Raw genomic sequence first — 9,211 nt, forward strand, 5'->3', positions numbered from 1 at the left:
CACATCGTCCTCTCGTTGGCCTCGCACCGCAGACGCTCGAGTGTCGACGGTCTCAGCCTGTCAAGCCTACGAGTGCAACGAGCTCGCTGCCCGCCGCATTCCCGTCTGCGTCGCTCGAGGGCTGGTCTGCCCGCGCCGGCCGGACTCGCGCGAGGGTGGCACGGCCTAGGATGAACGGCATGGCTTTCTCCGTTGCAGTAGCTGGGGCGAGCGGGTACGCGGGTGGGGAACTCCTGCGCATTCTCGCCTCGCACCCCGAACTCGAGGTCCGCACCGTCACCGCGCACGCGAATGCGGGTGAGCGGCTGCTGCGCGTGCACCCTCACCTTGCGAGCTACGCGGACCTGGTCCTCGAGCCAACGACCGCCGACGTGCTGTCCGGCCACGACGTCGTGTTCCTGGCGCTGCCGCACGGCGCGTCCGGCGCGATCTCCGCCGAACTCGGCGACGACACGCTGGTCATCGACTGCGGCGCCGACCACCGTCTGGAGCGCGAGGAAGACTGGGCCGAGTACTACGGTGGCGACTTCTTCGGCACCTGGGCGTACGGGCTCCCGGAGCTCGAGCTCGCTGGAGCGCCCGACAAGCAGCGCTCGAACCTCCGAGGCGCTTCGCGGGTCGCTGTTCCCGGCTGCAATGTCACGGCGATCACGCTCGCACTCGCACCCGCCATGCACCGCGGGCTCGTGCATCCCCTCGACCTCACGGCGGTTCTCGCCGTCGGCCCGTCCGGTGCCGGCAAGAAGGCGGCCGTCTCGCTGCTCGGCTCCGAGCTCATCGGCTCGGCGAACCCCTACGCAGTGACCGGGGAGCACCGGCACAACCCCGAGGTGCGTCAGAACCTCCGCCGCGCAGCCGGCGCCGAGGTCAGCCTCGCGTTCACGCCCGTGCTGGTGCCGATGGCGCGCGGCATCCTGGCGACCACGACGGCGCGCCTCGAAGCGGGCGTCGACGCGGCGCAGCTCCGCGCCGCCTACGAGGAGTCCTACGGGGCTGAGCGGTTCGTGCAGCTCCTGCCCGACGGCGAATGGCCGCGCACGGGCGACGTGACCGGCTCCAACCGGGCCTCGATCGGCATCGGCATCGACGAGCGCGCAGGCCGCTTCGTGGCGGTCGCGGCGATCGACAACCTCGGCAAGGGCACCGCGGGCGCCGCGGTGCAGTCAGCGAACATCGCCCTGGGTCTCGAAGAGGCCCTCGGTCTTCCCTTGGACGGAGTGGCACCGTGAGTGTGACCGCAGCAGCAGGTTTCCGCGCGGCAGGAGCCGCGGCAGGCATCAAGTCAGAAGGGCGTCGAGACGTCGCGCTTGTCGTCAACGACGGGCCGAGCGCGGCCTGCGCCGCGGTCTTCACGAGCAACCGCTGCAAGGCGAACCCGATTCTCTGGTCCCAGGAGGCCATCAGGGGCGGCTCGATCTCGGCCATCGTCCTGAACTCGGGCGGCGCGAACTGCTACACGGGGTCCTTCGGGTTCCAGACCACGCACCAGACGGCCGAGGCCGTCGCCGCGAAGCTCGGCATCGGCGCGGGAGACGTGCTCGTCTGCTCGACCGGCCTCATCGGGGTGGGCGACCAGAGCTTCCGCGACGGCGTGCTGCGCGGGGTCGAGCTCACGGCCGATTCGCTGGCAGCGACGGTCGAGGCGGGGGATGAGGCCTCGCTGGCCATCATGACGACCGACTCGAAGCCGAAGCGCTCGGTCCGCGACGGTAACGGCTACGTCATCGGCGCGATGGCCAAGGGGGCTGGCATGCTCGCTCCAGGACTCGCGACGATGCTCGTCGTCATCACGACCGACGCCGACCTCGAGTCCGGGGCGCTGGACCGGGCACTCCGCGCCGCGACCCGGGTCACCTTCGACCGCGTCGACTCCGACGGCTGCATGTCCACCAACGACCAGGTGACGCTCATGGCTTCTGGGGCGAGCGGCGTCACCCCGGACGAGGCGGCCTTCACGACAGTGCTCACCGAGGTCTGCGCTGACCTCGCCCGTCAGCTGCAGCAGGACGCGGAAGGCGCCAGCCACGACGTGACGATCACGACGATCGGGGCCGCGACGGAGCAGGATGCGCTCGACGCGTCCCGGGCGGTCGCCCGCTCGAATCTCTTCAAGGCCGCCATCTTCGGCAACGACCCGAACTGGGGACGCGTCCTGGCCGCCGTCGGCACGACCGACGCCGAGTTCGACCCCCAGGCGCTCGATGTCACGATCAACGGGGTCATGGTCTGCCGGGCGGGGACGCCCCACGAGTCCGCGGACCTGGTCGACCTGACGCCTCGGGACACGAGCGTGCTCATCGATCTGCACGCCGGCGTAAGCGAAGCGACCATCCTGACCAACGATCTGACGCACGACTACGTGCATGAGAACAGCGCCTACTCGTCCTGACGAGCGAGCGACTCCCGCGAGGCGGGGCAGCCGCCGAGCGTCTGCCCGACCAGCCCGACGGTTTCTGACCGGCCCGAAAGGGGCAGCATGACCACTTCTGACCTGTACGAGAAGGCGACCTCCAAGGTCGAGACCCTCATCGAGGCCCTTCCCTGGATGCAGGAGTTCGCCGGGCGGGTTCTCGTCATCAAGTTCGGCGGCAACGCCATGGTCGACGCCGAGCTCTTCGAGGCGTTCGCGTCGGATATCGCCTTCCTCCGCTACGCCGGCATCAAGCCGGTCATCGTGCACGGCGGCGGACCTCACATCTCGCGGATGCTCGGCAAGCTGCGCATCGAGAGCGAGTTCAGGGGCGGCTACCGCGTCACGAGCGAGGAGGCCATGGATATCGTCCGCATGGTGCTCGGCGGGCAGGTCGCCAGGGAGCTCGTAGCCGCGATCAACGAGCGGGCCCCGATCGCCGTCGCGACGAGCGGCGAAGACGCCGGCCTCTTCCAGGCGCGGCGAAAGAAGCTCCTCATCGACGGCGAGACCGTCGACCTCGGCTTCGTAGGCGAGATCGAGACGGTCGACCCCACGGTCGTGAAGGCGGATATCGCGGCCGGTCGCATCCCCGTCATCTCCTCGATCGCGAGCGACATCGACTCGCCCCGCAAGGCGCTCAACATCAACGCAGACCGGGCCGCCTCCGCCCTCGCGCAGGCGCTCGGCGCGGCGAAGCTCATCATGCTGACCGACGTCGCGGGACTCTACGGCGACTGGCCCGACCTCGACTCGCTCATCTCGGAGATCAAGCTCGACGAGCTGCGCGCCCTGCTGCCGACGCTCTCTGCTGGCATGATCCCGAAGGTGCAGGCCTGCATCGAGGCGGTCGAGGGTGGCGTCGACCAGGCCGCCATCATCGATGGCCGTGTCCCGCATTCGATGCTGCTGGAGATCTTCACCACCGAGGGCTTCGGCACCAAGGTCTCCGCGTGAGGCACGTGCACCTGCCCGCTCAGCGCCCGATGATTCGACTTCGCCGCTCCACCCACCGAAAGGCCAAACCGTGATTCGCCACTTCCTCCGCGACGACGACCTGACCCCCGCCGAGCAGCGCGAGGTGCTCGAGCTCGCTGCAGTGCTCAAGCGCGACCGCTTCTCAGCACGTCCGCTCGAGGGCCCGCGCAGCGTGGCAGTGATCTTCGACAAGACCTCGACGCGCACGCGTGTCTCGTTCCACGTCGGCATCTCCGAGCTCGGTGGCTCGCCGCTCATCATCTCGACCGCCTCCAGTCAGCTCGGCGGCAAGGAGACGGCGTCCGACACCGCCAGAGTCCTCGAGCGCCAGGTCGCAGCCATCGTCTGGCGGACCTATGCGCAGAGCGGCCTGGAGGAGATGGCCAACGGAGCGCTCGTGCCGGTCGTGAACGCGCTGAGCGACGACTTCCACCCGTGCCAGCTGCTCGCCGACCTGCTCACCGTCAACGAGCACCTCGGCGACCCAGCCGGCCGCACGCTGGTGTTCCTCGGCGACGGCGAGAGCAACATGGGGCATTCCTACCTGCTCGCCTGCGCCACGGCGGGCATGCACGTTCGCATCGCCGCCCCCGTCGGCTTCCAGCCGCGCCCCGACGTCGTCGCCGATGCCGAGCGCATCGCCGCCGAGACGGGTGGCTCCGTGGTGGTCGGCGACGACATCGACACGCTGGTCGCGGGGGCAGACGTCGTCGTGACCGACACCTGGGTCTCGATGGGCCGCGAGGACGAGAAGCAGTCCCGCATCGACGCGCTCAGCGCCTACCGAGTCACCGAGGCCACGATGGCGAACGCCGCCACCGGCGCGATCTTCCTGCACTGCCTGCCGGCAGACCGCGGGTACGAGGTCGACGGAGCCGTCATCGACGGCCCGCAGTCGGTCATCTGGGATGAGGCGGAGAACCGCCTCCACGCCCAGAAGGCGCTGCTCGTCTGGCTGCTCGCCAAGGCCGCGGCCTGACCCGCGCATCCACTCCACATAGACTGAACACACGACTCAAACGCTAGGAGCATTGATGACGGAACGCGTCGTTCTCGCATACTCCGGAGGTCTCGATACCTCCGTCGGCATCGGATGGCTGAAGGATGCCACCGGCAAGGACGTGGTCGCTCTCGCGATCGACGTCGGCCAGGCCGGTGAGGACATGGAGCAGGTGCGACAGCGAGCGCTCGACTGCGGCGCTGTAGAATCGGTTGTCGTCGACGCGCGCGAGGAGTTCGCGAGCGACTACATCGTCCCGGCGCTCAAGGCGAACGCCCTCTACCAGAAGCGCTACCCGCTCGTCTCCGCGCTGTCCCGCCCGCTCATCGCGAAGCACCTCGCGAAGACCGCTCGCGAGCTCGGCGCAGACTCGATCGCGCACGGCTGCACCGGCAAGGGCAACGACCAGGTCCGCTTCGAAGCGGCGGTCGCGGCTGTCGCACCGGAGCTCACCTCGATCGCACCCGTGCGTGACCTCGCGCTCACTCGCGACAAGGCCATCGTGTACGCGCAGGAGCACAACCTGCCCATCGAGCAGTCGAAGAAGAGCCCGTACTCGATCGACCAGAACGTCTGGGGTCGCGCCGTCGAGACCGGGTTCCTCGAGGACCCGTGGAACCCGCCGATCGAGGACCTCTACACGTATACGCAGGATCCTGACCTGACGCGTGAGCCCACCGAGGTCACGGTGACGTTCGAGCAGGGCGTCCCGGTGAAGATCAACGGGGAATCGCTGACGCCCATCCAGGTCGTCGAGCTCATGAACAAGCTCGCTGGCGACCAGGGCGTCGGCCGCATCGACGTCGTCGAGGACCGCCTCGTCGGCATCAAGAGCCGTGAGATCTACGAGTCCCCGGCCGGGCTGGCCCTCATCGAGGCGCACGAGCACCTCGAGGACCTGACGATCGAGCGCGACGTCGCCCGTTTCAAGCGCGGGATCGAGGCCGAGTGGTCGAACCTGGTCTACGACGGTCTCTGGTTCTCCGGTCTCAAGCGGTCGCTGGACGCGTTCATCAACCACACGCAGGAGCACGTCTCCGGCGAGGTACGCATGACGCTGCACGGCGGTCGCGCGGTCGTCACCGGCCGCCGTTCGGATGAGTCGCTCTACGACTACAGCCTCGCGACCTACGACACCGGCGACACGTTCGACCAGTCGCACGCCAAGGGATTCATCGAGCTGTGGAGCCTTCCGTCGAAGATCTCGGCTCGCCGCGACAAGCCGGAACTCTGAGCATGGCTGCATCCGAGGGCGCCTCGAAGTCCGGGGGAGTGACCACGCCGGGAGCTCTCTGGGGCGGTCGCTTCAGCGACGGGCCGTCCCCGGAGCTCGCGCGGCTGTCCAAGTCGACGCACTTCGACTGGCAGCTCGCGAAGTACGACATCGCCGGCTCGCGAGCGCACGCTGGTGCGCTCGCGGCGGCGGGATACCTCGATGACGCCGAGCTCTCGGGCATGCTGGACGCGCTGACCGAGCTCGAACGTCGCGTCGTGTCCGCCGAGTTCGTGGCGGCCGACGACGACGAGGACGTGCACGGCGCCCTGGAGCGCGGTCTGATCGAGATCGCGGGTCCGGAGCTGGGCGGCAAGCTGCGAGCTGGTCGCAGCCGCAACGACCAGATCGCGACGTTCGTGCGCATGTACCTTCGCGATCACAGCGCGATCATCGCGGAGCAGGTCGAGACGCTCGTCGAGGTCCTCGCCCAGCAGGCGGAGCAGAACATCCAGGTCATCATGCCGGGGCGCACGCACCTGCAGCACGCGCAGCCGGTGCTGCTCTCGCACCACCTGCTCGCTCACGCCTGGCCGCTCCTTCGAGACCTGGACCGCCTGCGCGACTTCGATCGCCGGCTGGACGAGTCGCCCTACGGCGGAGGGGCCCTCGCGGGCTCCACCCTCGGTCTCGATGCGGTCCGCGTCGCACGCGAGCTGGGCTTCGCATCCTCATCCCCGAACTCGATCGACGCGACGGCGAGTCGTGACCTGGTCGCGGAGTTCGCGTTCATCGCGGCGCAGATCGGCATCGACCTGTCGCGCTTCTCGGAGGAGATCATCCTCTGGAACACGAAGGAGTTCGGCTTCGTCACGTTGCACGACGCGTACTCGACCGGGTCCAGCATCATGCCGCAGAAGAAGAACCCCGACATCGCGGAGCTCGCGCGCGGCAAGGCAGGTCGCCTCATCGGCAACCTGGCTGGCCTCCTCGCGACGCTCAAGGCACTCCCGCTTGCGTACAACCGGGACCTGCAGGAGGACAAGGAGCCGATCTTCGACTCCGTCGAGACGCTCGAGCTGGTGCTCCCCGCCTTCACCGGCATGGTCGCGACGCTCACCTTCCACGGTGAGCGCATGCGCGAACTCGCACCGCAGGGCTTCTCGCTCGCGACGGATGTCGCCGAGTGGCTGGTGAAGCGGCAGGTCCCCTTCCGCATCGCGCACGAGGTGTCCGGCTCCATGGTGCAGGCAGCGGAGTCCAAGGGCGTCGACCTCGATGGCTTGACCGACGAGGAGATCTCGGCCGTGTCCGAGCACCTGTCGCCGGAGGTGCGCGAGGTGCTCTCGGTCGACGGGTCCGTGGCAACTCGCGATGGCAGGGGCGGTACGGCACCTGTCCGCGTCGCTGAGCAGATCGTCGAGCTCCGCGAGCGGCTGGCAAAGCTCACATCCTAGGTGTCCGCGTGGATGACGATTTCCGCGCGGCCCTTCTCGAGGGACCGCTCTCGGCAGCAGACGCGCTGCTGGGGGCGGTCCTTTCGCGTTCGGCCCCGGACGGCACGGTCTCGGTGCGCCTCACCGAGGTGGAGGCGTATGCCGGCTCCGGGGATCCCGGGTCGCATGGCTTCCGGGGTCGGACGGCGAGGAACGCCACGATGTTCGGGCCGGCAGGTCACGTCTACGCGTATCGCATCTACGGGCTCCACACGTGCATCAATGTCGTGGCGGGGGAGTCCGGCACCTCATCCGCAGTGCTCCTGAGGGCAGGCGAAGTGGTCGACGGCGTCGAACTCGCGAGAGCCCGCCGCGGTGCGGGGCGCCGTTCCGGGACACCCGTGCGCGACCACGAGCTGGCTCGTGGGCCCGGGAACCTGGTCAGGGCCCTCGGCGCGACCTTCGGCGATGACGGTGCCCGGCTCGATGAGGCGCCGTTCGCGCTTGTTCCGGGCGAACGCTCCAGCAGAGGGGCGGTGGTGCGCGGGCTCCGCGTCGGCGTGGGCGCTCCCGGTGGTGCTCTGCCGTTCGACTGGCGCTTCTGGATCGACGGAGACCCGTCCGTTTCGCGCTATATCGCGCACAAGTCGCTCCGCGCGGGGCGGCGCTGAGGCGGCAGGTGCTTGATACGGTTGCCCGGTGACTACGCGTGATCTGACGACCCAGCAGAACGACACCACCTTCGAGCATGTCATCGACGAACTCGAGTGGCGCGGGTTCATCCACGTCTCGACGGATCTGGCCGAGCTGAAGGCGCGGATGGACGAGGGGCCGATCACGTACTACTGCGGTTTCGATCCGACCGCCCCGAGTCTCCACCTCGGGCACCTCGTGCAGCTGATCCTCCTCCGTCGACTGCAGCTCGCGGGCCACAAGCCGCTCGGCCTCGTCGGCGGGTCGACGGGACTCATCGGCGACCCCCGTCCCACGGCCGAGCGCACGCTCAACTCGCGAGAGACCGTCGCGGAATGGGTCGAGGGGCTGCGCGGACAGATCGACGGCTACCTGTCGTTCGAGGGCGACAACGCGGCGCGCATGGTGAACAACCTCGACTGGACGGCGCCGCTCTCGGCGATCGACTTCCTGCGGGAGATCGGCAAGCACTTCCGCGTCGGCTCCATGCTCAAGAAGGATGCCGTCTCTGCGCGACTGAACTCCGAGGCCGGCATCTCGTACACGGAGTTCAGCTACCAGATCCTGCAGGCGATCGACTTCCTGGAGCTGCACCGGAACTACGGCTGCGTGCTGCAGACGGGTGGCAGCGATCAGTGGGGGAACCTGACCTCCGGCGTCGATCTCATTCGGCGTACCGAGGGTGCGAGCGTCCACGCGCTCGGAACACCGCTCATCACGAACTCGGATGGGACGAAGTTCGGCAAGAGCGAGGGCAACGCGATCTGGATCGATGCCGACCTCACGAGCCCGTACGCCTTCTACCAGTTCTGGCTCAACACGGACGACGCCGATGTCATCGCGCGGATCAAGATCTTCACGTTCCTGACGCGCGCCGAGATCGCGGAGCTCGAGAAGCTCGTCGCAGACGAGCCGTTCAAGCGCGTCGCCCAGAAGACGCTTGCCTCGAAGGTGACGTCGCTGGTGCATGGACAGGAGGCGACCGACGCAGTCATCGCGGCCTCGGCCGCCCTCTTCGGGCAGGGGGAGCTCACCGCGCTCGATGGAGACACGCTTCGCTCTGCGATTCTCGAGCTCCCGAACGCGGAGGTTGCCGATGGAACGCTGGTCGCTCAGGCTCTTGTCGACACCGGGCTCGCGAAGAGTCTCGGCGACGCGCGTCGCGGGATCTCCCAGGGCGGCGTCTCGCTCAACAACGAGCGGGTTGCCGACGAGGCTTCGATCGTGAGCGCATCAGCAGCGCTGGCCGGCGGCGTCGCAGTCCTGCGCCGGGGCAAGAAGACTCTCGCTGGCCTGGTTTTCCGGGCCTGACGGGGGAACGGGCGTGCATCGACACGCCCGGGATGCGCCCTGAGTTGTGCGCCGACCCTGCCCTGCGTAAAGTAATCACTCGTCAGGCCAACGGAGCGAAACGCGAGAGCGGGTCGCACGGGCCGGACAGTCCGAAAGAAAGATCAGCATCTGCCACTTGTTCTTGCAAG

The 9,211-nt window shown here is 68.4% G+C and carries 8 protein-coding genes; all 8 read left to right on the forward strand.

What is annotated here, in order from left to right; translation table 11 throughout:
- The first annotated feature begins 179 nt into the window (after positions 1 to 179).
- The 8 genes from argC (at position 180) to tyrS (ending at position 9,041) form a co-directional block, all read left to right on the forward strand.
- Entirely contained in the window at positions 180 to 1,229 is a 1,050-nt protein-coding gene (argC, locus tag C5E05_RS16470; protein WP_104240902.1) for an N-acetyl-gamma-glutamyl-phosphate reductase, read from the forward strand.
- On the forward strand, positions 1,226 to 2,389 hold the full coding sequence (gene argJ / locus C5E05_RS16475; protein ID WP_104342527.1) for a bifunctional glutamate N-acetyltransferase/amino-acid acetyltransferase ArgJ: 1,164 nt from the start codon (positions 1,226 to 1,228) through the stop codon (positions 2,387 to 2,389). The genes argC and argJ overlap by 4 nt, the downstream gene beginning before the upstream one ends.
- An 87-nt stretch (positions 2,390 to 2,476) precedes the next feature.
- Complete coding sequence (argB, locus tag C5E05_RS16480; protein WP_104240904.1) at positions 2,477 to 3,367, forward strand: acetylglutamate kinase; 891 nt, start codon at positions 2,477 to 2,479, stop codon at positions 3,365 to 3,367.
- A 70-nt stretch (positions 3,368 to 3,437) separates the two neighbouring features.
- Positions 3,438 to 4,367 carry an ornithine carbamoyltransferase gene (gene argF / locus C5E05_RS16485; protein WP_104240905.1) on the forward strand — a complete coding sequence of 310 codons (930 nt, stop codon included), beginning with the start codon at positions 3,438 to 3,440 and terminating at the stop codon, positions 4,365 to 4,367.
- Positions 4,368 to 4,422: 55 nt separating this feature from the next.
- Complete coding sequence (locus C5E05_RS16490; protein WP_104240906.1) at positions 4,423 to 5,622, forward strand: argininosuccinate synthase; 1,200 nt, start codon at positions 4,423 to 4,425, stop codon at positions 5,620 to 5,622.
- Positions 5,623 to 5,624: 2 nt separating this feature from the next.
- Positions 5,625 to 7,058 carry an argininosuccinate lyase gene (gene argH / locus C5E05_RS16495; RefSeq protein WP_104240907.1) on the forward strand — a complete coding sequence of 478 codons (1,434 nt, stop codon included), beginning with the start codon at positions 5,625 to 5,627 and terminating at the stop codon, positions 7,056 to 7,058.
- Positions 7,059 to 7,066: 8 nt separating this feature from the next.
- A complete protein-coding gene (locus tag C5E05_RS16500; protein WP_104342528.1) occupies positions 7,067 to 7,708 on the forward strand; it encodes a DNA-3-methyladenine glycosylase in 642 nt (213 codons plus the stop codon).
- A gap of 28 nt (positions 7,709 to 7,736) precedes the next feature.
- On the forward strand, positions 7,737 to 9,041 hold the full coding sequence (gene tyrS, locus C5E05_RS16505) for a tyrosine--tRNA ligase (protein WP_104306376.1): 1,305 nt from the start codon (positions 7,737 to 7,739) through the stop codon (positions 9,039 to 9,041).
- Positions 9,042 to 9,211 lie beyond the last annotated feature (170 nt).

It is taken from the genome of Pseudoclavibacter sp. AY1H1 (assembly GCF_002931055.1).
Classification (GTDB): Bacteria; Actinomycetota; Actinomycetes; order Actinomycetales; family Microbacteriaceae; genus Pseudoclavibacter.